The sequence below is a fragment of the Streptomyces sp. NPDC001717 genome (assembly GCF_042892775.1).
GTDB lineage: Bacteria > Actinomycetota > Actinomycetes > Streptomycetales > Streptomycetaceae > Streptomyces.
Genome location: NZ_JBIAUK010000006.1, coordinates 297,492 through 321,399 on the forward strand (window position 1 = coordinate 297,492; position 23,908 = coordinate 321,399).

At 72.7% G+C, this 23,908-nt stretch carries 20 protein-coding genes and 1 other RNA gene; 12 read left to right on the forward strand and 9 right to left on the reverse strand.

Annotated features, from left to right (window positions below):
• Positions 1–112 precede the first annotated feature (112 nt).
• Genes ACFYZL_RS14380 through ACFYZL_RS14390 form a run of 3 tightly spaced genes read left to right on the forward strand, consistent with a single transcriptional unit; the run spans position 113 to position 1,008 of the window.
• Positions 113–340 (forward strand): type II toxin-antitoxin system Phd/YefM family antitoxin, encoded by a 228-nt coding sequence (locus ACFYZL_RS14380; protein ID WP_384755340.1) that lies wholly within the window; start codon positions 113–115, stop codon positions 338–340.
• Positions 341–364: 24 nt separating this feature from the next.
• A complete protein-coding gene (locus ACFYZL_RS14385) occupies positions 365–595 on the forward strand; it encodes an antitoxin (RefSeq protein WP_388679013.1) in 231 nt (76 codons plus the stop codon).
• A 5-nt stretch (positions 596–600) separates the two neighbouring features.
• Positions 601–1,008, forward strand: a complete 408-nt coding sequence (locus tag ACFYZL_RS14390) for a type II toxin-antitoxin system VapC family toxin (protein ID WP_384755337.1) — start codon at positions 601–603, stop codon at positions 1,006–1,008.
• 48 nt (positions 1,009–1,056) lie between these two features.
• On the opposite strand, the gene ssrA is transcribed toward ACFYZL_RS14390, so the two are convergent.
• The 5 genes from ssrA to ftsE all read right to left on the reverse strand — a co-directional run bounded on the left by ssrA (position 1,057) and on the right by ftsE (position 4,955).
• Positions 1,057–1,445, reverse strand: a transfer-messenger RNA (tmRNA) gene (gene ssrA / locus ACFYZL_RS14395).
• A gap of 84 nt (positions 1,446–1,529) precedes the next feature.
• Entirely contained in the window at positions 1,530–2,015 is a 486-nt protein-coding gene (gene smpB, locus ACFYZL_RS14400) for an SsrA-binding protein SmpB (protein ID WP_376662476.1), read from the reverse strand.
• Positions 2,016–2,033: 18 nt separating this feature from the next.
• A complete protein-coding gene (locus tag ACFYZL_RS14405; protein WP_384755318.1) occupies positions 2,034–3,209 on the reverse strand; it encodes a S41 family peptidase in 1,176 nt (391 codons plus the stop codon).
• A 67-nt stretch (positions 3,210–3,276) separates the two neighbouring features.
• The gene (ftsX, locus tag ACFYZL_RS14410; RefSeq protein ID WP_384755316.1) at positions 3,277–4,248 is read right to left on the reverse strand and encodes a permease-like cell division protein FtsX; all 972 of its coding nucleotides are present in this window, start codon (positions 4,246–4,248) and stop codon (positions 3,277–3,279) included.
• Positions 4,249–4,265: 17 nt separating this feature from the next.
• Entirely contained in the window at positions 4,266–4,955 is a 690-nt protein-coding gene (gene ftsE, locus ACFYZL_RS14415; protein ID WP_030771648.1) for a cell division ATP-binding protein FtsE, read from the reverse strand.
• A 238-nt stretch (positions 4,956–5,193) separates the two neighbouring features.
• On the opposite strand from ftsE, the gene ACFYZL_RS14420 reads away from it, so the two are divergent.
• Positions 5,194–5,388 carry a hypothetical protein gene (locus tag ACFYZL_RS14420; protein WP_384583702.1) on the forward strand — a complete coding sequence of 65 codons (195 nt, stop codon included), beginning with the start codon at positions 5,194–5,196 and terminating at the stop codon, positions 5,386–5,388.
• A gap of 97 nt (positions 5,389–5,485) precedes the next feature.
• Here the strand turns inward: ACFYZL_RS14420 and prfB are convergent, their stop codons facing one another.
• Positions 5,486–6,595, reverse strand: coding sequence for a peptide chain release factor 2 (prfB, locus tag ACFYZL_RS14425; RefSeq protein ID WP_384755313.1), 1,110 nt, complete (start codon positions 6,593–6,595; stop codon positions 5,486–5,488).
• Between the two features lie 315 nt (positions 6,596–6,910).
• Here prfB and ACFYZL_RS14430 point away from each other — a divergent pair, with 315 nt between their 5' ends.
• Positions 6,911–7,945 carry an isopenicillin N synthase family dioxygenase gene (locus tag ACFYZL_RS14430; RefSeq protein ID WP_388679078.1) on the forward strand — a complete coding sequence of 345 codons (1,035 nt, stop codon included), beginning with the start codon at positions 6,911–6,913 and terminating at the stop codon, positions 7,943–7,945.
• A gap of 248 nt (positions 7,946–8,193) precedes the next feature.
• On the opposite strand, the gene ACFYZL_RS14435 is transcribed toward ACFYZL_RS14430, so the two are convergent.
• Together ACFYZL_RS14435 and ACFYZL_RS14440 are read right to left on the reverse strand one after the other, a co-directional pair.
• Positions 8,194–9,444 carry a serine/threonine-protein kinase gene (locus tag ACFYZL_RS14435; protein WP_388679020.1) on the reverse strand — a complete coding sequence of 417 codons (1,251 nt, stop codon included), beginning with the start codon at positions 9,442–9,444 and terminating at the stop codon, positions 8,194–8,196.
• A 159-nt stretch (positions 9,445–9,603) separates the two neighbouring features.
• Positions 9,604–11,385: a serine/threonine-protein kinase gene (locus ACFYZL_RS14440; protein ID WP_384758928.1), complete on the reverse strand. Its 1,782-nt coding sequence runs from the start codon at positions 11,383–11,385 to the stop codon at positions 9,604–9,606.
• A gap of 447 nt (positions 11,386–11,832) precedes the next feature.
• Between ACFYZL_RS14440 and ACFYZL_RS14445 the strand changes: the two genes are divergently transcribed.
• The 5 genes from ACFYZL_RS14445 to ACFYZL_RS14465 all read left to right on the forward strand — a co-directional run bounded on the left by ACFYZL_RS14445 (position 11,833) and on the right by ACFYZL_RS14465 (position 21,087).
• On the forward strand, positions 11,833–14,997 hold the full coding sequence (locus ACFYZL_RS14445) for an FHA domain-containing protein (protein ID WP_388679023.1): 3,165 nt from the start codon (positions 11,833–11,835) through the stop codon (positions 14,995–14,997).
• 110 nt (positions 14,998–15,107) lie between these two features.
• A complete protein-coding gene (locus tag ACFYZL_RS14450; RefSeq protein WP_388679026.1) occupies positions 15,108–16,484 on the forward strand; it encodes an ABC transporter substrate-binding protein in 1,377 nt (458 codons plus the stop codon).
• Positions 16,481–17,791 (forward strand): carbohydrate ABC transporter permease, encoded by a 1,311-nt coding sequence (locus ACFYZL_RS14455; protein WP_388679081.1) that lies wholly within the window; start codon positions 16,481–16,483, stop codon positions 17,789–17,791. The genes ACFYZL_RS14450 and ACFYZL_RS14455 overlap by 4 nt, the downstream gene beginning before the upstream one ends.
• Positions 17,788–18,693 carry a carbohydrate ABC transporter permease gene (locus ACFYZL_RS14460; protein WP_388679029.1) on the forward strand — a complete coding sequence of 302 codons (906 nt, stop codon included), beginning with the start codon at positions 17,788–17,790 and terminating at the stop codon, positions 18,691–18,693. Before ACFYZL_RS14455 ends, ACFYZL_RS14460 begins: the two co-directional genes overlap by 4 nt.
• A 123-nt stretch (positions 18,694–18,816) precedes the next feature.
• On the forward strand, positions 18,817–21,087 hold the full coding sequence (locus tag ACFYZL_RS14465; RefSeq protein ID WP_384757044.1) for a CDP-glycerol glycerophosphotransferase family protein: 2,271 nt from the start codon (positions 18,817–18,819) through the stop codon (positions 21,085–21,087).
• A gap of 246 nt (positions 21,088–21,333) precedes the next feature.
• On the opposite strand, the gene ACFYZL_RS14470 is transcribed toward ACFYZL_RS14465, so the two are convergent.
• Positions 21,334–21,978: a TetR/AcrR family transcriptional regulator gene (locus ACFYZL_RS14470; protein WP_384757042.1), complete on the reverse strand. Its 645-nt coding sequence runs from the start codon at positions 21,976–21,978 to the stop codon at positions 21,334–21,336.
• Between the two features lie 133 nt (positions 21,979–22,111).
• Here ACFYZL_RS14470 and ACFYZL_RS14475 point away from each other — a divergent pair, with 133 nt between their 5' ends.
• Together ACFYZL_RS14475 and ACFYZL_RS14480 are read left to right on the forward strand one after the other, a co-directional pair.
• Positions 22,112–23,038: an ABC transporter permease gene (locus ACFYZL_RS14475; RefSeq protein WP_384757040.1), complete on the forward strand. Its 927-nt coding sequence runs from the start codon at positions 22,112–22,114 to the stop codon at positions 23,036–23,038.
• On the forward strand, positions 23,031–23,825 hold the full coding sequence (locus ACFYZL_RS14480) for an ABC transporter ATP-binding protein (RefSeq protein WP_384757038.1): 795 nt from the start codon (positions 23,031–23,033) through the stop codon (positions 23,823–23,825). Before ACFYZL_RS14475 ends, ACFYZL_RS14480 begins: the two co-directional genes overlap by 8 nt.
• Positions 23,826–23,908: the final 83 nt, after the last annotated feature.

Below are 23,908 nucleotides of genomic sequence, written 5' to 3' on the forward strand. Positions count from 1 at the left end.
CCACCTGACGAAGGCCCTACAGCCGCGACCCGGCTGCGGGGCCTTCGCCCGTTGGACGACTCCGGTACCGGCCATGGACCATGAGTTCGTACCACTCGGAGAGGAGGACGCCGTGCCCATGAGCGCCGACGAAGCCAGGGCGGCCCTGTTCCACCTGATCGAACGCGTCAACACCGACCACGCCCCCGTACGCATCACCTCTGAGAACGGCGACGCCGTACTCATGTCCGCCGACGACTACGACTCCTGGCAGGAGACCGTCTACCTGCTGCACTCTCCGGTCAACGCACAGCGACTGATGGAGGCCGTGGCACGCGACCGCGAAGCGACTGCGAAATGACTACATTGACGATAAAATGCAGTCATGACTGCGTTCACGATCCGGGAAGTCCCCGATGACGTCGCCCGCCGCATAAAGGTCCGCGCCGCCGAGGCCGGACAGTCCCTCCAGAGCTACCTGCTCGGCCTTGTCACCAGAGACGCCACCCAGCCCACGCTCGCCGAAATGGCCGACCGCGCCGAGCGTTACGCCGCGGAGGACATCGACATCCAGGACGTCCTCGACGCCATCGACGCAGGCAGGGCGGGCCGTTGATCGTCGTGGACTCCTCCACCCTGGTCCTGTTCCTCACCGACAGGGGCTCCCGCGGCGCCGCCGCCCGCCGGCGCATCAGCGAGGAAGACACGCTCGCCGCTCCCTACCTCCTGGACACCGAGGTCGCGTCCGCCCTCCTCGGCATGGCGCGCGGCGCCAAAATCGACCCCACGAGCCTCGACGAGCGCTTCAAGACGTATCAAGGGCTGCGCATACAGCGGCACGAGACGGGGCCGCTGCTTCCTCGGATCCGAAAGCTGTACGCCAACCTCTCCGCCTACGACGCCACATACGTCGCCCTCGCCGAGGCACTGGGTGTCCCCCTGTTGACGGCGGACGTGCGCATCAAACGAGGCGTCCAGAAGCCGCGCTGTGCGATCGAAGTCATCACGGCCGACGGCACCCCCACATGACGAAGGCCCCGCAGTCCGGAGACTGCGGGGCCTTCGCCCACATGGGATGAGTGGAGATGGCGGGAATCGAACCCGCGTCCAACGGTGCAGAAGCAGGGCTTCTCCGAGCGCATTCCGCTGCGCTTTTCTCGGCCCCGGAGATCACACGGACAAGTCTCCGACGGGCTCAGTCACTGTTTGTTTTCCCCCTACCCCCCGTGACTGGGGCTAGAGGTTTAGATCCCTAATTGACGCCAGGATCCGGACCGGGACCACTTCCGGGCTGACGCTCCTCACAGAGGCTTCAGCTCACTGTTATTAGGCAGCGAGGGTGAAGCGGGAGTTATCGCTCTTGGTGTTGGCGATTATTTTTTGCGACAGGTGGTTTACGAGATCATTGCCGCTTCCTCGGCTCGCTTCCCCTGCATCGACATCCGCTGTCGAAACCGATCATCCCCATGTTGATTTATCAAGCTGCGCCGCCCCCGAGGGGGTGGTGCTGCCGCCATGGTACGCGAAGTGGACCACCGCGTGCCAGGAGGTTAAACCGTGCCCCGCTGCTTGCGACGGATCGCCGAGATCGTGCGCTGGGTCTCGCGGGTGTCCTGCTTCTCGCGGAGCGTCTGGCGCTTGTCGTACTCCTTCTTGCCCTTCGCCAGCGCGATCTCCACCTTCGCCCGGCCGTCCTTGAAGTACAGGGACAGCGGCACGACCGTGTGACCGGCCTCCTCCGCCTTGCGCGCCAGCTTGTCGATCTCCTCGCGGTGCATGAGGAGCTTGCGCTTGCGGCGGGCGCTGTGGTTGGTCCAGGTGCCCTGGCTGTACTCCGGCACGTGCACGTTGTAGAGCCACGCCTCGTTGCTCTCCACCGACACGAAGCCGTCGACCAGCGAGGCCCGACCCTGGCGCAGGGACTTGACCTCGGTGCCCGTGAGCACGAGACCGCACTCGTAGGTGTCGAGGATCGCGTAGTCGTGACGCGCCTTCTTGTTCTGGGCGATCAGCTTGCGCCCTTTTTCCTTAGCCATAGTGCGGTCATTTTCGCACTACGGACCCACCCCCAGGCCACCCAATACCGCAGCCGCCCGCTCCTCGACCCGCTCGCCCGCCGCCACGTCGGGAGTGATCCCGCCGCCGTCAAGGCTGCGGCCGCCCGGCGTGCGGTACGTGCCGACCGTCAGTTCGGCGACCGAGCCGTCGGGGAGTTCGGTCGGCATCTGGACGGAGCCCTTGCCGAAGGTGTGGCTGCCCACCGCCACGGCCCGGCCGCGGTCCTGGAGGGCGCCCGTGACCAATTCGGCCGCGCTCATCGTGCCGCCGTCGACGAGGGTCACCAGCGGCCGCGTCGTGTCCCCGCCCGGGGCCGCGTAGAGGGCGCGCTGCTCCCCCCGTACGTCGTAGGTGGCCACCAGTCCGCCGTCCAGGAAGGCGGAGGCAGCGGTCACCGCCTCGGTGACCAGCCCGCCCGGGTTGCCGCGCAGGTCGAGCATGACCCCGCCGCCGGGAGGGGCGGCGCGGACGGCGGCCTTGACCCGCTCCCCGGCCCCGCGGGTGAAGCCGGCCACCTTGATCACGGTGATGCCGCCCGCGATCTGCCGTACGGTCACCGGTTCGGTCCGCAGCTGCTCACGGCGGACGGTCTCGGTCAGGTCCGCGCCGTCACGGCTCAGGTTCAACACGACCGGTGTGCCGGCCTCGCCGCGCAGCAGGGAGATCACGTCGCCCACGGCCAGGCCGGTCACGGCGTGCCCGTCGACACTCATCAGCCGGTCCCCCGCGCGCAGGCCGGCGCGGGCGGCGGGGCTGTCGGGCTGGACCTTGTCTACCTGGATCCGGCCGTCGCGGGCCCGCTGGGCCCACAGCCCGACACCGGTCCAGCGGCCGTCGAGGCCCTCGGCGAAGGCCGCGTACTCGCCCTGGTCGTAGACGGTGCCCCAGCGGTCGCCGCTGCGGCTGACCTCCTCCTGGGCGGCGTTCTTGCCGGACTTGCCCTCGGCCACCGCCTCGGCGACGGCCCGGGCCACGGCCTCGCGGTCGGCGGTGCCCGCCGTGCGGGGCGGCTCGACCTCCGCCACCAGGGCGGTGGAGCCCTCGGCCCGGTCCCAGCAGCCGGTGCCCGCGGCCGCGGTGACGGACGCGAGGAAGGCCAACGTCAAGACGGCCCCGCGACGCAGGTCGCGGGGCCGGAGACTGGAGGCGGGAATACTCGGCAAGCCCAGCATGGCGCCGAGTCTAGGACAAGCCCCGCCGCGGTACGGGTGGTTGCCCGGACCGCTCGCGGGGCGCTCGTCACACCTTCAGGTACTTGCGCAGGGCCACGAAGGCCGCAACGGACGGCATCAGCAGTCCGATGAAGAGGACGTACGGGAGCTTGCCGATCACCGCGGACCAGCCCAGGAAGTCGATGAGCTGGATCTTGTAGCGCAGGCCCACGCCGTGGTCGATCACGAAGTACTGGCCGGAGACGAGCATGGCGCACGCGAAGAGCGCGCCGATGAGCCCGGCGACGGCGGCCTCCATGATGAAGGGGACCTGGATGTAGAAGCTGGACGCGCCGACCAGCCGCATGATCCCGGTCTCGCGCCTGCGGCTGAAGGCGGAGACGCGCACGGTGTTGACGATCAGCAGCAGCGCCACGACCAGCATGATCAGCATGATGGCGAGCGCGCCGATGTTGAGGTAGTTGAGGATCCGGAACAGGTCGTCGATGGCCTGGCGCTGGTCGTCGACGGTGTGGATGCCGTCGCGGCCCACGAAGGCGGAGGTGACGACCTTGTACTTCTCCGGGTCCTTCAGCTTGACCCGGAAGGACTCCTGCATCTGGTCCGGGGTGATGGAGGAGGCCAGGGGCGTGTTGCCGAACCGCTCCTGGTAGTGCTTGTAGGCCTCGTCCGCCGATTCGTAGGCGACGGACTTCACCAGGGACATCTGCTTGAGCTCGGACTCGATCTGCTTCTTCTGGTCGTCGGTGACCGCGCCCTTGGCGCAGGTGGCGACGCCCGAGGCGGCCGCCGGCGAACCGTCGGGCTTCTTGGTCGCGGCCTCGCTCGCCTCCTGGGCGTCCTGCTTGTTGCAGAGGTAGAGCGTGACGTTGGCCTTGTCGTACCAGTAGCCCTTCATCTTGCTCACCTGCTCGCGCATGAGCAGGGAGCTGCCGAAGAGGGCCAGCGAGAGGGCCACGGAGATGATGACCGCGAAGGTCATGGTGAGATTGCGTCGGAGACCGACGCCGATCTCCGACATGACGAACTGGGCGCGCATGACGTCTCAAGGGCCTTTCAGTGCTGGTAGCCGTAGACGCCGCGCGACTGGTCGCGTACGAGTCGGCCCTGTTCGAGTTCGATGACGCGCTTGCGCATCTGGTCCACGATCTGCTGGTCGTGCGTGGCCATGATCACGGTCGTGCCGGTCCGGTTGATCCGGTCCAGCAGCTTCATGATCCCGACCGAGGTCTGGGGGTCGAGGTTGCCGGTGGGCTCGTCCGCGATGAGGAGGGCCGGCCGGTTGACGAAGGCGCGGGCGATGGCCACGCGCTGCTGCTCACCACCGGAGAGCTCGCCGGGCATGCGGTCCTCCTTGCCGCCGAGGCCCACGAGCTCCAGGACCTGTGGGACGGCCTTGCGGATCTCGCCCCTCGGCTTGCCGATGACCTCCTGCGCGAAGGCGACGTTCTCGGCCACCGTCTTGTTGGGGAGGAGGCGGAAGTCCTGGAAGACGGTCCCCAGCTGGCGCCGCATCTGCGGGACCTTCCAGTTGGAGAGCTTGGCGAGGTCCTTGCCCAGGACGTGCACCTGGCCGTGGCTCGCCCGCTCCTCGCGCAGGATCAGGCGCAGGAACGTGGACTTGCCGGAGCCGGAGGAGCCGACGAGGAAGACGAACTCGCCCTTCGCGATGTCGAGGGAGACTTCTCTGAGTGCGGGACGGCTCTGCTTCGGGTAGGACTTGGAGACACTGTCGAATCGGATCACGGGTGCACCACGGTCGCCGGGAGTAGGTGTGCGTGACCATACGCGAACGGGCGCGAGGTGTGGACCCGGCAACCGGAGTTGCCCCATATGTCCCCGGGTCCGGAGGGTCTGTGACCGCGATTGCCCGGACGGGCCGCGCCGAATGTCTTCGGAGCCGGCACAGTGGTAGGGGGAACGGACCGGTTCTCCGTGCCGTTGTACACGCGTAAGAGGACCGAGAGGACGAGAGGAGGAGCGCATGACATATGACCGGCTCGTGTGCGCGAACTGCGCCGCACCCGTCAGCCAGGGCCGGTGCCCGGTGTGCCGGGCGAACAGGGAGCGCCTCCAGCAGCAGGAAGGCCCCTTCTCCGGCCTGAATCCGGCGATGCTCATCGTGCTCATGGTGATCCTCGTGGCGGCGCTCGTGCTGGTGGCCCAGCAGACCGCTTAGGCGTGGCGCTCACATGCCGTGAACGACGGAAGGGCCCGGACACCAGTGGTGTCCGGGCCCTTCCGTCTGTTTCACGCCGTTGGCGGGCCACGCCGCCTTACGCGGTCTGCTCCTGCTGCTTGCGCCAGCGGATTCCGGCCTCCAGGAAGCCGTCGATCTCGCCGTCGAGCACGGCCTGCGGGTTGCCGACCTCGAACTCCGTCCGCAGGTCCTTGACCATCTGGTACGGGTGCAGGACGTAGGAGCGCATCTGGTTGCCCCAGGAGCTGCCGCCGTCCTTGAGGGCGTCCATCTTGGCCTGCTCCTCCTGGCGGCGCCGCTCGAGCAGCTTGGCCTGGAGGACGTTCATGGCGCTGGCCTTGTTCTGGATCTGCGAGCGCTCGTTCTGGCAGGAGACCACGATGCCGGTCGGGATGTGCGTGATGCGCACCGCCGAGTCGGTCGTGTTGACGCCCTGGCCGCCGGGGCCGGAGGCGCGGTAGACGTCCACGCGCAGCTCGGACTCGTCGATCTCGACGTGGTCGCTGGTCTCGACGACCGGGAGCACCTCGACGCCCGCGAAGGAGGTCTGGCGGCGACCCTGGTTGTCGAAGGGCGAGATGCGCACGAGGCGGTGGGTGCCCTGCTCGACGGAGAGCGTTCCGTACGCGTAGGGGGCCTTGACCACGAAGGTGGTCGACTTGATGCCGGCCTCTTCCGCGTACGAGGTCTCGTAGATCTCGGTGGAGTACCCGTGACGCTCGGCCCAGCGCAGGTACATGCGCTGGAGGCGCTCCGCGAAGTCGGAGGCGTCCACGCCGCCGGCCTCGGCGCGGATGTTGACCAGGGCCTCGCGCTCGGCGTACTCGCCGGAGAGCAGGGTCCGGACCTCCATCTCGTCCAGCGCCTTGCGCACGGAGACCAGCTCCGTCTCGGCCTCGGCGAGGGTGTCCGCGTCGTCCATCTCCTGGGCGAGCTCGAACAGCACCGCGAGGTCGTCGATGCGCCCGCGCAGGGTCTCGGTCTTGCGGACCTCCGCCTGGAGGTGCGAAAGCTTGCTCGTGATCTTCTGGGCGGCCTCCGGGTCGTCCCACAGGGACGGCGCGGCGGCCTGCTCCTCGAGCACGGCGATATCTGCCCTCAGCTTGTCGAGGTCCAGGACGGCCTCGATCGACCCCATGGTCGAGGAGAGGGACTTCAGCTCTTCGGAAACATCGACGACTGCCACGGGTCCAGCGTAGCCGGTCCTCGGGCGGGGCCGTCCGGGCAGGCCGATTCACCCGTACCGACGGCGGGTCGCACGGGCGTACGCTCAGCGTATGACCGTTCTCCTCGTCAAGCGCCGCCATGTGGACCACATGCGTGTCACGACGACGACCTGTCTGCCGCCGGACCTGTCCCAAGCCTGATCCGCCCCGATCCGACTTGGTCCTGTACGCGGCCCAGCGGTCCCGGCGCCATCCCTGCCGGCGGCCCACCCCACCCGCGGCCCCCGCCACCCGATGGGGAACAGGACCCCGTGACATCCCGAAACGGAGCCGTCATGCCGTCCGCGCACACCCCGACCTCCTCGACTTCCTCGACGCCCTCCCTCCCCGTCCTGGACCTCTCCCAGGCCGACGATCCCGCCCGGCGGGCCGACTTCCTGAAGCAGCTGCACGCGGCGGCCAGGGACACCGGGTTCCTGCACCTGACCGGGCACGGCGTCACCGCCGCGGACAGCGCCCGGATCCTGGAGCTGACCAGGGCCTTCTTCGCCCTCCCGGAGGCCGACCGGCTCGCCGTGAGCAATCTGAACTCGCCGCACTTCCGCGGCTACACCCGGATCGGGCACGAGCTGACGGGCGGGGCCTCCGACTGGCGGGACCAGCTGGACGTCGGCGCGGAGCGGCCGGCGCCGGTGCTGGGGCCGGGCGACCCGGCGTACCTGTGGCTGGAGGGCCCGAACCAGTGGCCGGCCGCGCTCCCGGAGCTCCGTACGGTCGTCCTGGACTGGCAGTCGCGCCTCGCGGCGGTGGCCCACCGGCTGCTCAAGGAGCTCCTCGTCTCGATCGGCGCCCCGGCGGACTTCTTCGACGCGGCCTTCGCGGACCGCCCCCACCTGCACACCAAGCTGATCCGCTACCCGGGGTCGGCGCCGTCGGGGGCGGACCAGGGGGTCGGCGCGCACAAGGACTACGGCTTCCTCACGCTGCTCCTCCAGGACTCGGTGGGCGGCCTCCAGGTGGTCCGGGACGGGGGTTACCTCGACGTCCCGCCGCTGCCGGGGGCCTTCGTGGTCAACCTGGGCGAGTTGCTGGAGATCGCCACGGAGGGCTACCTGACGGCGACGGACCACCGGGTGGTGAGCCCGCCGGGGGCGGTGGAGCGGTACTCGGTGCCGTTCTTCTACAACCCGCGGCTGGACGCGGTGATCGACACGGTGCCGGGTGCGTACCTGCGGACCGCGCCGGGCGTCGTGCACGACGCGTCGAACCCGTTGCACGCCGAGTACGGCCGCAACGAGCTGAAGGGGTGGATCCGAGCCCACCCGGCCGTGGCGCGGCGCTGGCACCCCCAGCTGGTCGTCCCGGCTTAGCGGGGCGGCCCCCACACCCCCGCCACCGGCTCCGCCCGGGCCCGTGCGCGGCGGGTCGGGGGCCGTGCGGCTGGAAACCCCCGGGGCTCCGCCCCGAACCCCCGCTCCTCAATCGCCGGAGGCAAACCCGGCCCCGCTGGGCAAATCCAGCCCCGCCGGCGTTTGAGGCGCCGCCGGAGGCAAAACCAGCCCCGCCGGCGTTTGAGGCGCGGGGTCTGGGGCGGAGCCCCGGGAGGCGGGCCGCAGGGTTACGGGGTGCGGGGGCTGGAGTGCTTGTCCTGGCGGGCCGGCGGCGCGTCGTCGCCCGAGACGGCGAACCACGTGCCCAGCCCGAGCACCGCCGCCAGCACGACCGCGGAGGTCGACAGGATCAGCCGCCGCTTGCGGGCGGCCTCCGCACGGTGTCGGGCGGAGCCGGGCCGGTGGCCGCCCGCCGGCCGCGGCACGCGGGCCGTGCCCAGCGCGCCGCCCGCCAACTCGTCCGGCCCCGGCACCCGCATCGAGGTGTGGGTGTCCCGGTTGGAGTCCGTGGCCGAGCCGGGCACCAGCGGGACCACGCCGCGCCGCCGCACCGGATCCGCGGCGGCCGGCTCCTCCGCGGGGTCCGGTTCCGGCTCCGCGTCGTCCGGCTCGTCCACGTCCAGCGGCGGCATCCCGGACAGCAGCGGCAGCAGGTCCCGCAGGCGGACCGACAGTTCCGAGGCGCGGAGCCTGGACGCGGGGGCCTTCGCCAGGCACTGCACCATCAGCTGCCACAGCTCGTCGGGGATCCCGGGCAGCGGGACGACGGTCTCCGTGACGTGCCGCCGCAGCACCGCCCCCGGGTGGCCCCCGCCGAACGGCGTGAAACCGGCCAGCAGCTCGTACAGGACCGTGGCCAGGGCGTAGATGTCGACCGCCGCCCGCGGGGGCAGTCCCTCGACGATCTCCGGGGCCAGATAGTCCGGGGTGCCGATGATCCGGGTGGTGGGTGCGGACGCGCGGACCCCGGCGGCCCGCTTCGGCGAGTCGATCAGCTTGGCCACGCCGAAGTCGGTGAGCAGCGCCGGATGCGCGCCGCCCGGGCCGAGCGGGCCCTGCATGTCGAGCAGGACGTTCTCGGGCTTGACGTCCCGGTGGACGACCCCGGCCGCGTGCGCGGCGGCCAGCGCGTCGGCCACGTCCGCGACGATCGCGACAGCCGCCTCGGGGGCGAGCCGCCGCTCGCGGTCGAGGCGCGTGCGCAGGTCCGTACCGCGTACGAGGTCCATGACGAGCGCGAGGTCGTTGCCGTCGACGACGAGGTCCCGGACGGAGACCACGTGCGGATGTTCCAGGCCGAGCAGCGCGCTGCGCTCCTGGACGAACCGTCCGACCAGTTCCTGGTCGGACGCGAGGTCCTCGCGCAGCAGTTTGACGGCGACGGGCCCGTCAGGCCCCTCGCCCAGCCACACCGTGCCCGCGCTGCCGCGCCCCAGGATCTGGTGCGCGGTGTACCGGCTGCCGATCTTCCGTGCCACGACTGCTCCCTCAGCGGCTGGCGTACGCACCAAAGCTACGCGGCCGGGTGGGGGTTGGAGGCCGGCAGGGGCCCCGATTCGCGGTGACCTTCACTTCTGAGGGCGAAAACTCGCCCCAGAAGTCGACAAATCCACGAACTCGGCGCTACAAGGTCCGGTTCAGGGCTTGTTGGACCCCGCCGACCCGGCCGCGTCCCCGATCGTGCTGACCCAGTCGACGGCGTCGGAGCCCCAGGTCCACAGCTGGTCGAACCAGCCCCTGCCGGTGCCGACCCACTCCTGGAGCGGGGTGAACTCCCAGATCAGCCAGCCCGCGACGAAGAACAGCAGGATCAGCACCAGGCAGCCCTTGAGGCAGCCGAGGCCGGGGATCCGCACCGGGTTGGCGCTGCGGCGGCGCGGCTCGCGGGGCTCCCGCGGGGCCTGCTGCGGCGGAGCCTGCGGGGGCTGCTGCTGCGGCTGGCGGTACTGGGGCTGCTGCGGCGCCTGAGGCTGCTGGTACGGCTGCGGCTGACGCTGCTGGGGCTGGTGCTGCGGCTGGTAGTGCTGCGGCGGCGGGGGCGCGTACTGCTGGTGCTGCGGCTGCGGCTGGCGGTACTGGGGAGGCTGCTGCTGCGGCGGGGCCTGCCGGTACGGCTGCTGCTGCGGGGGCTGCTGGGGCCGGTGCTGCGGCGGCGGGGGCGCCTGGCGCTGCGGACGGCGGCGCAGCGGGTCCTCGCTCGGGTCGAGGTAGTGCATCTGCGTCTGCTCGTTGCGGTCGCGCGCGGCCTGGAGCTGCGACTGCCACGGGTGCGGCTGGTCCGGCCGCTGCACGGGCGGCATGACCGAGGTCGGGTCGGCGCCCGGGCCACCGCCCTGCCCAGCCGACCCGGTGGGCAGCACCGTGGTCGCGTCGGCGCCGCCGACCGGCGGCATGACGCTGGTCATCGCGTTCGGGTCGTACGCCCCCAGGGGCGCGGCGGCGGCCGCGCCGGCCGGGAGCACCTGGGTGGCGTCGGCGGCGCCGGGGGTCTCGGGAACCGGCGCCGGGGAGGGGTCGGGGGCGAGCAGCGCGCCGACCCCGAGCGCGGCCTCGACGTCGGCGGCCGAGGAGTGCACGCCGATGCCGGAGGCGACCACGCGCAGGGCGCGGGCCAGGCTCACGGCGCTGGGGCGCTCGTTCGGCTCCTTGCGCAGGCAGCGCTCGACGACCGTCCACAGCGGTTCGGGCACGGTCGAGGGGCGCTGGGGCTCCTCGCTGAGGTGGCGGTGCAGCACTTCGAGGGCGGTGCCGCCGGCGAACGGCGGGCGGCCGGTGAGCAGCTCGTAGAGCAGGATGCCGGCGCCGTAGATGTCGACGGCGGAGGTCTGCGGGCGGCCCTCGGCGGACTCGGGTGCGACGTAGGCCGGGGTGCCGACGAACTCGTGGGTGCGGGTCAGGCCCGGGGAGTCCGCGAGGCGGGCGATGCCGAAGTCGGTGAGCATCGGCTTCATCTGGCCGCCGCGCTCGTCGAGCAGCACGTTCGCGGGCTTCAGGTCGCGGTGGACGACGCCGTCCGCGTGGCTGGCGGCGAGCGCGTCCGCGATCTGGGCGGTCAGCAGGCTCGCGGCGACCGGGCTGAAGGGCCCGTTCTCGCGGAGGTACTTGTGCAGGTCCGGGCCGTCGATCAGGTCCATGACGAGGGCGAGCAGATCACCCTCGACGACGAGGTCGCGGGTGCGGACGATGTTGGGGTGGGTCAGGCGCAGCAGGACCGAGCGCTCCCGCAGGAAGCGCATGACGATGTCCGCGTCCTGGGCCAGCTCCTCCTTGAGGACCTTGATGGCCACGGTCTCGCCGGGCTGTCCGGCCACGGCCGCCTCGGCGCCCGCGGCCTCCCTCTGGCGGGCACGCCAGACAGTGCCCGTGGCGCCGCGCCCGAGCGGCTCCTCGAGCAGGTACTTGCTGCCGACTGGCCGCACGTCTCGCGCTCCCCTGCTTGCTGTGTCGATCGGCTGTGTCGATCCGCTGTGCCGCTTCGACGTCCCGATCGGTTTTTCCGGCCCACTCTAGGGGGTGTCCCCGTGGAAGACGCGGGTCACGTGAGGTTGGTTGCCGCACGTATGTACGAAGGGTGAGGTTCGGGGCGTATGCCCCTGGCGTTTCTGCTCTGTATTCGGCCTGGTCGGGCCCGCCCCCTGATCGATCAAGATCATTTATCGGCGGGTGTCGGGCGTGTTGTCCGTAACAGGTGCGAGGATGCACACGTACGGAAGGCACGGGACGGGAGCCCCGCCTTCCGGCAGACCTGACCGGACGACGCGTCCGTGCCGGGCGGGGGGCGACGAGCGGGCAGCCATGCCCGTCCGGTCCATCCCCTGCCGGGCGCACACACCGCGCCCACCGCGCAGAAGGGACCGCTGACGGCGATGCAGATCCGGCTGACCGTCCTCGGGTCGCGCAGCGGCCACCAGACCGCGAGCGCCCCCGCCGGCTGTGACGTGCTCGTCACCGCGCCCGTCGGCACCGTGCTCGCCGCGGTGGCCTCCGGGCTGGCGGCGACCGTGGGCGGACCCGACACCGGGGGCACGGTCGTGCTCTACGCCGGTGCGGAGCGGCTCGACCTCCAGCGGCGGGTCCTGGGAGAGCCGCCGCTCGTCGACGGGGCGGTGCTCTCCCTGAACGTGCCGGTGCCGGACGTCCTGCCGGACGAGAGCCTCGGCGCCCCCGAGCTGCACGTGGTCGCCGGACCCGACGCGGGCGGGGTCCACCTGCTGCACAGCGGGCAGATCCGGGTCGGCCGCTCCGCCGACGCCGACGTCCCGCTGGACGACCCGGACGTCTCGCGGCTGCACTGCGCGGTGACGGTGCTGCGGGACGGGCGGGTGGCCGTGGCCGACCTGGATTCCACGAACGGCACCACGCTGGACGGCGCCCCGGTGGGCCCGCAGCCGGTCGCCCTGACCCCGGGAGCCCTGCTCCGGGTCGGCGAGTCCACCCTCCGCCTGGCCCCTCCGACCACGGCCGCCCTCCGCCCGGTCACCCCGGACCTGGAGGGCCACCTCTCCCTCACGACCGGCGCCCCGGGCCGCGAGGGCCCGACCGGCACCCCCGAGGGCGGCTCCCCGGACGCCCCCGGCGCCAACGGCCCCGCCGGTCCCGGCGCGGCCGGACGCCCCGGACACGGCGGCGGGCCCGACGGCGACGCCACCGGCGGCGCCGGGCGGGACTCGGGGCACGGCCCCGGGACCCACGGCGCCACGGCGCGGGGCGCGGCCGGCTGGCCCGCCCCCGGCGGCACGCCGGACGGCACGGAAGCCACCGGCGGCGCCGGGCGGGTCGCGGACCCGGCCTTCGCACCCCACGGCGGGAGCCGGCACGGCGGGGCGCCGCAGGGCGCGGCCGGGTCCGGCGGGGAGCCGGAGACCGCAGGGGCCAACGGCCCCGGGACGCCCCCCGGAAAGGCCCGTCGCAAGGGGATAGGCGCCTGGGCGCGCAAGTGGGTGCGCGGGGAGGACGTCGCCGAGGAGCCGCGGGAGCCGGCCGCGGCGGCCGTCGTGCCCGACGCCGACGACCCCGCCGCGCTGCTGCTGGCGGCGCTGGCGCCCACCGAGCGCCTGTGGTCGCGTGCGGCCGGACACCCCCGGCTGCTGGAGGTCGGGCTCGGCGCCGGGTGCCGGGTGTCGCTGCCCGCCGTCGGGGGGCTCGGCGTGGCCGGGCCTCGGGCCCGGCTGACCGGGGTCGCCCGCTGGGTGATCGCCCAGGTCGCCGCGTTGCACGCGCCCGGGCAGCTGGAGATCGTACTGCTGTCCACCGACCGTGCCCGCGGGCTCGTCGACCGCCGCCGCGACTGGGGCTGGCTCGGCTGGCTGCCCCACGTGCGGCCCGCGCACGGCCAGGACTGCCGGCTGCTCCTCGCGTACGACCGCGATCAGGCGACCGCCCGCACGGGCGAGCTGACCCGGCGCCTCGACGACGGCCCCCTCGGCCCGCACTGGGCCGCCGCCGACGCGGACCAGGTCCGGCGGGCCGCCGCCGTGTACGAGGGCCCGTACACCCTGCTCGTCCTCGACGGCGATCCCGGCGCGGGCCCGCTCCGGGACCTCACCGGGCGGATCGCCTCGCACGGTCCGGCCGCCGGGATCCACGTCCTCGCGCTCGCCGAGGCCCCGGCCTCGACCCCCGCCTCCCCGGTCGCCGAGACGTACGAGGCCGCCTGCGCGAGCTCCCCGGCCTTCCGGGACTGCGGCGCGGTCGCCCTGCTCAGCGGGGACGTGGCCACGGCCGTACGGACCTTCACCACCGGTGGCGGTCGCCCGGTGCCCGCCGGGGCCACCGCCACCGCCGACGCCGTCTCCGCCGCCTGGGCCGAGCGGTTCGCGCGGGCGTTGGCGCCCCTGCGCACCACCGAGGGCTCCGCGGAGACCTACCGTCCGGCCGCCGCCGCGCTGCCCGCCACCGCGCGGCTGCTGGACGAGCTGGGGCTGGCCCGGGCCACCCCGGCCTCCCTGATGGCCCGTTGGGCCGCCGCCACCGACCAGGGGCAGGGCGTGGGCGGCCTCGCCGAGATCGTGCTGGGCGGAGGCCGGCGCGGTCCCGTCGGCGCCGAGCTGGTCAACGACGGGCCGCACCTGCTCATCGAGGGGCCCGCCGGCAGCGGCCGTACGGAGCTGCTGCGTTCGGTCGCGGCCTCCCTGTCGGCGGCGGCCCGGCCCGACCGGCTCGGGCTGGTCCTGCTCGACGGCGCCGGCGGCGAACGCGGGGACGGCCTGCTGCCGTGCACGGAACTCCCGCACGTCTCCGCCCATCTGGTGGCCTCCGATCCGCTGCGCATGAGGGAGTTCGCGCAGGCGCTGGGCGCGGAGCTCAAGCGTCGCGCCGAGTTGCTGGACGGGGTGCCGTTCGCGGAGTGGCACGCGGCCCGGGAGCAGATCGGCCGGGAGTACGGCGGCCGGGAGCTCGCCGACCGGATGGTGTCCCCCCGCAGGCCCAGTGCGGGCGAGCTGCGCGGTGACCTCGACCCCCAGCGCACGGGCACGCTGCGGCTGCGCTCCTCGGCGACCCGTACCGATCCGGCGGGGCCCAGTCCGCTGCCCCGGCTGGTGGTGCTGGTGGACGACTTCGACGCGCTGGTCGCGCCGGGGCTCGGCGCCACGGGCCGGCCCGCCGCCGGTTCGGTGGTGCGGGCGCTGGAGGCGGTGGCCCGCGAGGGCGCCCGGCTGGGCGTGCACCTGGTGGCCACGAGCGCCCGCCCGGACCGGACGGCCGACACCCTTCTCGCCCGGCTGACCACCCTTCGGGTGGAGTTGGACGCCCCCGACCAGCCGGGGCCCGGCCGCGGCCTGCTGCGGCACTCCGACGGGCGGACGGTGCCCTTCCAGGCGGGCAGGGTGACCGGCCGGATCCCCCGGACGGCGACCTTGCGGCCCACTGTGGTCCCGGTGGAATGGGAGCGGATGGGTGACCCTCCGGCCCGCCGCCCGGTGCGTGAACTGGGCAACGGGCCGACCGACCTCGCGCTGCTGGCCAGCGCCCTGGACCGGGCCTCGCACCTGGTCTCGGCGGTGCCCGTGCTGTTCCCGCCGTCCCCGTAGACGCGGCCGCGTCCCCCGCGAGGCGGTATTGCGCGGGGTGCGCGAGTCGGCGTAGACCTTGTGGTCCAGGACACACTCCAGGACACACAGCGGGCATCGGGGGCAGAACCATGCGCGAGCACGGAACGGGCCGTACGACACTCACCTGGGCGGCGCTGGCCGCGGCGGGCGCGCTCGTGCTCGGCGCGTGCGGCGACGGCGGCGGCGGGTCCACGACGAAGGACGGCGCGTCGGAGGCACCCCAGGGCGGGACGGCCTCGCCTCGGGTGCAGTTACCGAAGCTGCCCGGCGAGAAGCTGGAGGTCGCCGCCGTCTGGACGGGCCCGGAGCAGGCGAACTTCACGAAGGTCCTGAAGGAGTTCGAGAAGCGGACGGGTGCGACGGTCACCTTCGTCCCGGCTCAGGACCCGATCGTCACCTTCCTCGGCACGAAGATCGCGGGCGGCGCCCCGCCGGACGTGGCGCTGCTCCCCCAGGTCGGGGCGCTGGTCTCGGCCGTGCAGAACAAGTGGGCGCAGCCGGTGGGCCCGGAGGCCCAGGCCCAGCTCGACGCGAACTACTCGCCGGGCTGGAAGAAGCTCGGCGCGGTCGACGGCACCCAGTACGGCGTCTACTACAAGGCCGCCAACAAGTCGCTGGTCTGGTACAACGCGAAGGCCTTCGAGGCGGCCGGCGTGCAACCGCCGAAGACGTGGAAGGAGCTGCTGACGGCGGCGGACACCCTCTCCGCCTCCGGTACCCCGGCGGTTTCCGTGGCCGGCGCGGACGGCTGGACGCTGACCGACTGGTTCGAGAACGTCTACCTCTCGCAGGCGGGGCCGGAGAAGTACGACCAGCTGGCGAAGCATCAGATCAAGTGGACGGACGACAGCGTCAAACAGGCGCTGACCACGCTCGCCGAGCTCTTCGGGCGCAAGGACTTCCTGGCGGGCGGGCCGAGCGGGGCCCTCGCCACGGAGTTCCCGAAGTCGGTGACGCAGACCTTCACCGGCGGGGACCGGCCGGCGGCCGCGATGGTCTATGAGGGCGACTTCGTGGCGGTGAACATCGCGCAGACGGAGGCGAAGGTGGGCAAGGACGCCCTCGCCTTCCCCTTCCCGGCGGTCGGCGCGAAGCCTCCGGTGGTCTCGGGCGGTGACGTGGCGGTCGCGCTGAAGCCCTCGAAGGGCGCGCAGGCGCTGCTGACCTTCCTGGCGTCGGCGGACGCGGCGGAGATCCAGGCCCGCGAGGGCGGGTTCGTCTCCCCGAACCGGGCGGTGAACCCGGGCGCCTACCCCAACGACATCCAGCGCGACATCGCCAAGGCCCTGATCGCGGCGGGCGACGACTTCCGCTTCGACATGTCGGACCAGGCCCCGTCCGCCTTCGGCGGGACCCCGGGCGCGGGCGAGTGGAAGGCCCTCCAGGACTTCCTCGCGAACCCGTCGGACGTGGCGGGCACGCAGGCGAAACTGGAGGCGGACGCGGCCAAGGCCTACGGGAACTGATCCCGGTGGCGGCCACCTCCCGGGAGGCCCGGCGCCGCCGCCTGATCGCGGCGGCGTTCCTCCTCCCGGCGCTCGTCCTGCTGGGCGCGCTCGTCGTGCACCCGATCGGCTACTCGGTCTACCGCAGCCTCTTCGACCGCTCCGGCGACACCTTCGTGGGCACCGGCAACTACCGCGAGATCCTCCGGGACGGCACGATCCGCACCGCCCTGAAGAACACGGCGGTGTGGGTGGTCCTGGCGCCGACGACGGCCACCGCCCTCGGCCTGATCTTCGCGGTGCTGACCGAACGGGTGCGCTGGGGAACGGCGTTCAAGCTGTTGGTCTTCATGCCGATGGCGATCTCGATGCTGGCGGCGGGCATCATCTTCCGGCTGGTCTACGACCACGACCCGGACCGGGGCATCGCCAACGCGGTCTGGGTCGGGGTGCACGACACCTTCGCGGAGTCCTCGGCGTTCCCGAAGGCCCGTCCGGGCCGGGACTCCCCGCTGGTCCCGGCCGACGGGGGCGCCTTCGTGACCCGCGATCCGGTCAGGGCGGGCACCCCGGCCGTGCTCCCGCTGGTCGGCGTCGCCCCGGAGTCCCTGCCCGAGGGCACCCGTACGGCGAAGGCCGCGGCCGCCGAGCCGGGCAAGGTCACCGGGACGGCCTGGCAGGACTTCACCCGGGGCGGCGGCGGGCGGACGAACGCGGTCGACCCGAGCGAGTCCGCGTTCTCCGGCATGCGGATCGAGGCGGTCAAGGACGGCAGGGTCGTGGCCTCGGCGACGACCCGCGCCGACGGCACCTTCACCCTGCCCGCGGCGGCCGACGGCGCCGTGCTGCGCCTGCCCGCCTCCAACTTCCGGGAGGCGTACGCGGGGGTGGAGTGGCTGGGCCCCGCGCTCGTCACCCCGGCGGTCATCGGGGCGTACGTGTGGATGTGGGCCGGTTTCGCGATGGTGCTGATCGGGGCCGGGCTGGCAGCCGTGCCCCGGGAGTTGATGGAGGCCGCGCGGGTGGACGGGGCGAACGAGTGGCAGGTGTTCCGCCGGATCACCGTGCCGGTGCTGGCGCCCGTACTGGTGGTCGTGCTCGTCACGCTCGTCATCAACGTCATGAAGGTCTTCGACCTGGTCTTCGTGATCGCGCCGGGAGCGGTGCAGGACGACGCGAACGTCCTGGCGCTCCAGCTGTACCGCACCTCCTTCGGCACGGACGCCGACCCGGGCCTGGGCAGTGCCATCGCCGTCCTACTGCTGGTGCTGGTGGTGCCCGTGATGCTCGTGAACATCCGCCGGCTCCGCAAGGAGGGATCCCGATGACCCGTTCCGGTGCGACGGCGGTGGCACCCGGGGACGTGAAACCCCCACGGGCCGGGCTCGCCGCGGGGGGCCTCGCGGCACGGGCGGCGAGCGGGGCCGTGCGGGTCTTCCTCGTCCTGGCCGCACTGTTCTGGCTGCTGCCCACCCTCGGACTGCTGGTTTCCTCGTTCCTGTCCCCCACCGACCTGAACGGGGGCGGCTGGTGGCAGGTGCTGACGGCGCCCGCCCGGCTGACCACCGGCAACTACGAGCGGCTGCTCGCCAACGAGACCATCACCCACTCCCTGCTCAGCACGTTCGCGATCGCCGTCCCCGCCACCCTCCTGGTGGTGACCCTGGGCGCGTTCGCCGGATACGCCTTCGCCTGGCTGGAGTTCCCCGGCCGGGACTGGCTGTTCCTCCTCGTCGTCGGGCTGCTGGTCGTCCCCGTGCAGGTGGCGCTGATCCCGGTCTCCGAACTCTTCGGCTCCATCGGCCTGTTCGAGACCACCGCGGGCGTCGTCCTCTTCCACACCGCCTTCGGACTGCCCTTCGCGATCTTCCTGCTGCGCAACTTCTTCGCGGAGATCCCGCGCGAGCTGCTGGAGGCGGCCCGCCTCGACGGAGCGGGCGAACTGCGGCTGTTCGCCCGGGTGGTACTGCCGCTGGGCGGCCCGGCGATCGCCTCGCTCGGCATCTTCCAGTTCCTGTGGGTGTGGAACGACATGCTGGTCGCGCTGGTCTTCGCGGACTCGGCGAACCCGCCCGTGACGGTCGCGCTCCAGCAGCAGGTACGGCAGTTCGGGAACAACATCGACGTGTTGGCGCCCGGCGCCTTCCTGTCGATGGTGGTGCCGCTCGTCGTCTTCTTCGCCTTCCAGCGGCAGTTCGTCACGGGGGTGATGGCGGGCGCGGTCAAATAGCCCCACCGGCCTACCTGACGTGGGGTGTTGACGCTCCGTGACCCGAATGGCGCACTCTGCGTAACCCGATCGTCACGCCGGGGGTTCCTGGGCAATATGCCCGTGCCGACCCCTGGATGTGCCGTGCCCCGGTTCAGCGTCATCGTGCCCGCGTACAAGGTCCAGGCCTACCTCCAGGAGAGTCTGGACTCGGTCCTGACGCAGTCGTACCCGGATCTGGAGCTGATCGCGGTCGACGACGCCTCCCCGGACGCCTGCGGTTCGATCATCGACGAGTACGCGGCCCGGGACCCGCGCGTGACCGCCGTGCACCTGCCGCACAACCTCGGCCCGGGCCCCGCCCGCAACGCGGGCCTGGCCCGGGCCGGCGGTGACTACCTGGTCTTCCTCGACGGCGACGACGTCCTCACCCCCGGCGCCCTGCAGGCCGTCACCGACCGGCTGAAGGCCACCGGCTCCCCCGACGTCCTGGTGTACGACCACGCGCACACCTCCTGGACGGGCGAGCCGGTCCGGGGCGGCCTCCCGCACCGCCTCTCCGAGGAGGGCCCGGCAAGCTTCCGCCTCGCCGACCGCCCGGCCCTCCTCGGCATGCCGACGGCGGCGTGGGACAAGGCCTACCGGCGCGAGTACGTGGAACGCGAGGGCCTGGAGTTCCCGCCCGGCTTCTACGAGGACACCCCCTGGACCTATCGGGCGCTGCCGGCCGCCGAGTCCGTCGCCGTCCTGGACCGGGTCTGCGTGCACCACCGCCGACGCCGCGCCGGCTCGATCCCGACCACGGCCGGCCGCCGCCACCTCGACGTCTTCGACCAGTACGACCGGGTCTTCGGCCACCTCGCCGGCCGCCCCGAGCTGGAGCGCTGGCGCCCCGCCGTGCACCGGCGGATGGCCGAGCACTTCTGCACCCTGTACGCCGACCCGCGCCGCCTCCCGCGCGCCTGCCGGGCCGAGTTCTTCCAGCGGGCCTCGACCCTCCTGCGCCGCTACCGGGCCCCGGTCCGCGCCGGAGCGCTGCCCCTCTCCCTGTCCCGCGCCGACCGGCTGCGCCACGCCCTGATGCGGCTGGGCGCGCGGCGCACGTACCGGCTGCTGTCGGTGTTGCGCTCGGCCGCCCTGGCGAGCGGCCGCGGCGCCGCCGCCCTCGGGCGGGGGCTGCGGGAGAGCGCCCTGCGCCTGCACTACCGCACCCAGCGCCTGCTCCCGCTCCGCCCCGAGCTGGCGGTCTTCTCCGCGTACTGGCACGGCGGCTACGCCTGCAACCCGGCGGCGATCGAGGCGAAGCTGCGGGAGCTGGCGCCGGGGATGCGGACGGCGTGGATCTGCGACCCCGGGCACGAGGCGACCCTGCCCCGCGAGACGACGGCGCTGCGGCCGGGCTCGGCGGCGTACTGGACGGCCCTGGCCAGGGCCACGTACCTCACCACGAACGTCAACTTCGAGCGCGCCCTGGTCAAACGCCCGGGCCAGGTCCTCCTCCAGACCCAGCACGGCACCCCGCTCAAGCGGGTCGGCCTCGACCTCCAGGACCGACCGGCCGCCACCCCCACCCCGGACTTCGCGGGCCTGCTGCGGGGCGCCGACCAGTGGGACTACCTGCTGTCGGCGAACCGGCACTCCACCCTGGTGTGGGAGAAGGCGGTCCCCGCCTCCTACACCACCCTCGAATACGGCTACCCGCGCAACGACCCCTTCCACCGGGCCACCCGCTCCGAGGTCCTGGAGCTGCGCGAACGCCTCGGCATCCCGGCCGGATCGACGGCGATCCTGTACGCCCCCACGCACCGCGACTACCGGCGCAGCCGCCCCGACCACCTCGACTTCGAACGGGTCCTGCGCGATCTGGGGCCGCGCTTCGTGCTGCTGACCCGCACCCACCTCACGTACGCGGACGCCCCGGCGACGGCGGAGCCGCACCCGCGCCTCATCGACGTCTCCTCCCACCCCTCGGTGGAGGAACTCTGCCTGGCCTCGGACGCGCTCGTCACCGACTACTCGTCCCTGATGTTCGACTACGCGGCGCTGGACCGGCCGATCGTGATCCACGCGGACGACTGGGAGGCGTACGAGGCGGCCCGCGGCACCTACTTCGACCTGCGGGCCTGCCCACCGGGCGCGATCGCCCGGACCGAGGACGAGCTGGTGGACATCTTCGGCACGGGTCACTGGCAGGGCTCGCGCTCGGCGCAGCTGCGTGCGGCGTTCCGCGCGCGGTTCTGTTCGTACGACGACGGGCACGCGGCGGAGCGGGTGGTCCGCCGCGTCTTCCTCGGCGAGCCGGACCCGGTCCCGGCGGTCGTCCCGCCGGAGGACCGGCGCCCCTGCCCGGCGGCGACCGGGGGCCCGCTCCGCGAACCCCCACTGCCCTCGCTGAGCCCGTCGCTCTGGCCGTGATCCGCTACTCGCCGATGGGCCGAGCTGCCACTGCGCGGCACCCAGGGGTTCCGGCCCGGCCGAGGACAACTCCAGCCCCTCCGGCGTTCGAGGAGCGGGGTCCGGGGCGGAGCCCCGGGGAACGGTGGAAGGGCGGGTAGGGGACCGGCTCCGCGCAGCGGCAACCCCCGCGCCCACCGATCCCGCCCGCTCAGGCCGCCCGCAGCGTCATGTGAGGGACCCGCCCGCTCAGGCGACCCGCAAGGGTCAGGCGGCTCGGAGCCCTGCCACCACCGACCGCGCCAGCTCGTCCAGGTAACTCGCGGGGACGGAGTCCCGAACCACGACCTGCCGCCAGTAGAGCGGCCCGATCGCCAGGTCGAGCGCCCGGTCCGGGCACGTCCCTTCGGTGAGCTCACCCCGCGCGACGGCGGCGGAGACGATCCCCTCCGCCATGCGCTTCTGCCCGTCCAGCAACGCACCCCGCACCGCGTCCGCGATCTCCGGGTTCCGCGCCGCCTCGACCAGCAGGTCGGGGATGACCGCCGACGCCACCGGGTGCCGCAGCACGTGCGACATGACCTCCAGCAGGGCCCGTACGTCCCCGTACAGCGACCCCGTCGCCGGCACCGGCAGCCCGTCCACCGCGAAGGCGCCCACCAGGTCCAGCACCAGGTGCAGCTTCGACTTCCACCGCCGGTACACCGCGGTCTTGCCGACGCCCGCGCGCCGCGCGATCCCCTCGATCGACATCCGGGCGAAGCCGACGGAGGCCAGTTCCTCCACCACCGCGGCGCGGATCGCCTCGGTCACGTCCTCCCGCAGGACGGCTGCCCCGGCGGGGGCCCTGCGGGCGGACGAGGAGGACGCGGCGGCGGAAGCGGCGGCGGAAGCGGCAGGGTCCGTGGTCATGCACAGAGCATAACCGTGTCACGTAACGACGAAACGGTTGCGTTCCGACGTAACGCGTCCTACTCTCGCCGTAGCGACGATACGGACCCGTCCCATCGCCGCGGACGCCCCGACCCCGGCGAAAGCGACCCTCGTGACCACCTCGACGGCACCCGCGCACCCCGAATCCCCGAAGGCCTCCCGCCCCACCTCCGCCCAGCTCGCGGAGCTCGCGGCCGCCCACGGCCTGACCCTCAGCGGCGCCCGCCCCACCCTCCCCCGCTACATCGCGGAACTCTGGGGCCGCCGCCACTTCGTGACGGCGTTGGCGACCGCCCGCATGCAGGCGCAGTACAGCACCGAGAAGCTCGGCCAGGTCTGGCACCTGGTGACCCCGCTCCTCAACGCGGCGGTCTACTACTTCATCTTCGGCATCGTCATGCGCGCCAGCCACGGCGTGCCCGACTACGTGCCGTTCCTGATCACCGGCGTCTTCGTCTGGGACTTCATCGGCAGTTCCATCAACGCCGGAACCCGCTCCGTCCACAGCAACCTCGGCCTGGTCCGCGCCCTGCACTTCCCCCGGGCGAGCCTGCCGATCTCCACCGTCGTCCAGCTCTTCCAGCAGCTGCTCGTCACCATGGGCGCGCTGGTGATCCTGCTGCTCGTCCTGGGCCAGACGCCGGGCTGGGCCTGGCTGCTGGCGGTCCCCACCCTCCTCCTCATGGCCGTCTTCGCCGCCGGCGTCGCCATGATCATGGCGCGGATCGGCAGCAAGAGCCCGGACGTCAGCCAGCTGATGCCCTTCGTGCTGCGGACGTGGATGTACTCCTCGGGCGTCATGTGGTCCATCGACACGATGCTCCAGTCGGGCCAGCTGCCGCACTGGGTGTCGATGCTGCTCAAGCTCAACCCGGCGGCCGTCTACATCGACCTGATGCGCTTCTCGCTGATCGACAGCTTCCAGGCGCACTCGCTCCCCCACCACGCATGGCTGATCGCCATCGGCTGGGCCCTGCTCGCCGGAGTCGGCGGGTTCATCTACTTCTGGAAGGCCGAGGAGGAGTACGGCCGTGGCTGAACTCACCACCACCCCCACCCCCACCGACACCCGCGTGCCCACCGTCATCGCGGACGGGGTCCACGTCGTCTACAAGGTCAACGGCGGCGGCCGCAAGGGCGGCGCCACCGCGGCCCTGAGCCGGCTGTTCTCCCGCAAACCCGCCCCCGGCATCCGCGAGGTGCACGCCGTCAAGGGCGTCACCTTCACCGCGTACAAGGGCGAGGCCATCGGTCTCATCGGCACGAACGGCTCGGGGAAGTCCACCCTGCTGGCCGCCATCGCGGGCCTCCAGCCGGTCGCGCGGGGCCGGATCTACTCGCACGGCCAGCCGTCCCTGCTCGGCGTGAACGCCGCCCTGATGAACGACCTGACGGGCGAACGCAACGTCGTCCTCGGCGGCCTCGCCATGGGCATGACCCGCGATCAGATCAAGGAGCGCTACCAGGGCATCGTCGACTTCTCGGGGATCAACGAGAAGGGCGACTTCATCTCGCTGCCCATGCGCACGTACTCCTCGGGCATGGGCGCCCGCCTCCGGTTCTCCATCGCCGCCGCCAAGGACCACGACGTCCTGATGATCGACGAGGCCCTGGCCACCGGCGACGCCGCCTTCCAGCGGCGCAGCCAGGCCCGCATCGAGGAGCTGCGCGAACACGCCGGCACGGTCTTCCTGGTCAGCCACGGCATCGGCACGGTCCGCGAAACCTGCGACCGCGCGATCTGGCTGGAGGCGGGCGTCATGCGCATGGACGGCCCCGCGGACGAAGTCTGCGACGCGTACGAGGAGTTCACCGCGGGCCGCTGAATCCGGCCCCGCCGGCGTTTGAGGCGCGGGGGTCCGGGGGCGGAGCCCCCGCAGCGGCGCGGCACCCGCCCGCGAGCGGTTGC

Bases quoted from the DNA above. Each gene is read 5' to 3' on its own strand.
- ACFYZL_RS14385 (WP_388679013.1), top strand. From the start codon at position 365: ATGACTGCGTTCACGATCCGGGAAGTCCCCGATGACGTCGCCCGCCGC.
- smpB (WP_376662476.1), bottom strand. From the start codon at position 2,015: ATGGCTAAGGAAAAAGGGCGCAAGCTGATCGCCCAGAACAAGAAGGCG.
- ACFYZL_RS14405 (WP_384755318.1), bottom strand. From the start codon at position 3,209: ATGCTGGGCTTGCCGAGTATTCCCGCCTCCAGTCTCCGGCCCCGCGAC.
- ftsX (WP_384755316.1), bottom strand. From the start codon at position 4,248: ATGCGCGCCCAGTTCGTCATGTCGGAGATCGGCGTCGGTCTCCGACGC.
- ACFYZL_RS14420 (WP_384583702.1), top strand. From the start codon at position 5,194: ATGACATATGACCGGCTCGTGTGCGCGAACTGCGCCGCACCCGTCAGC.
- ACFYZL_RS14430 (WP_388679078.1), top strand. From the start codon at position 6,911: ATGCCGTCCGCGCACACCCCGACCTCCTCGACTTCCTCGACGCCCTCC.
- ACFYZL_RS14445 (WP_388679023.1), top strand. From the start codon at position 11,833: ATGCAGATCCGGCTGACCGTCCTCGGGTCGCGCAGCGGCCACCAGACC.
- ACFYZL_RS14450 (WP_388679026.1), top strand. From the start codon at position 15,108: ATGCGCGAGCACGGAACGGGCCGTACGACACTCACCTGGGCGGCGCTG.
- ACFYZL_RS14460 (WP_388679029.1), top strand. From the start codon at position 17,788: ATGACCCGTTCCGGTGCGACGGCGGTGGCACCCGGGGACGTGAAACCC.
- ACFYZL_RS14470 (WP_384757042.1), bottom strand. From the start codon at position 21,978: ATGACCACGGACCCTGCCGCTTCCGCCGCCGCTTCCGCCGCCGCGTCC.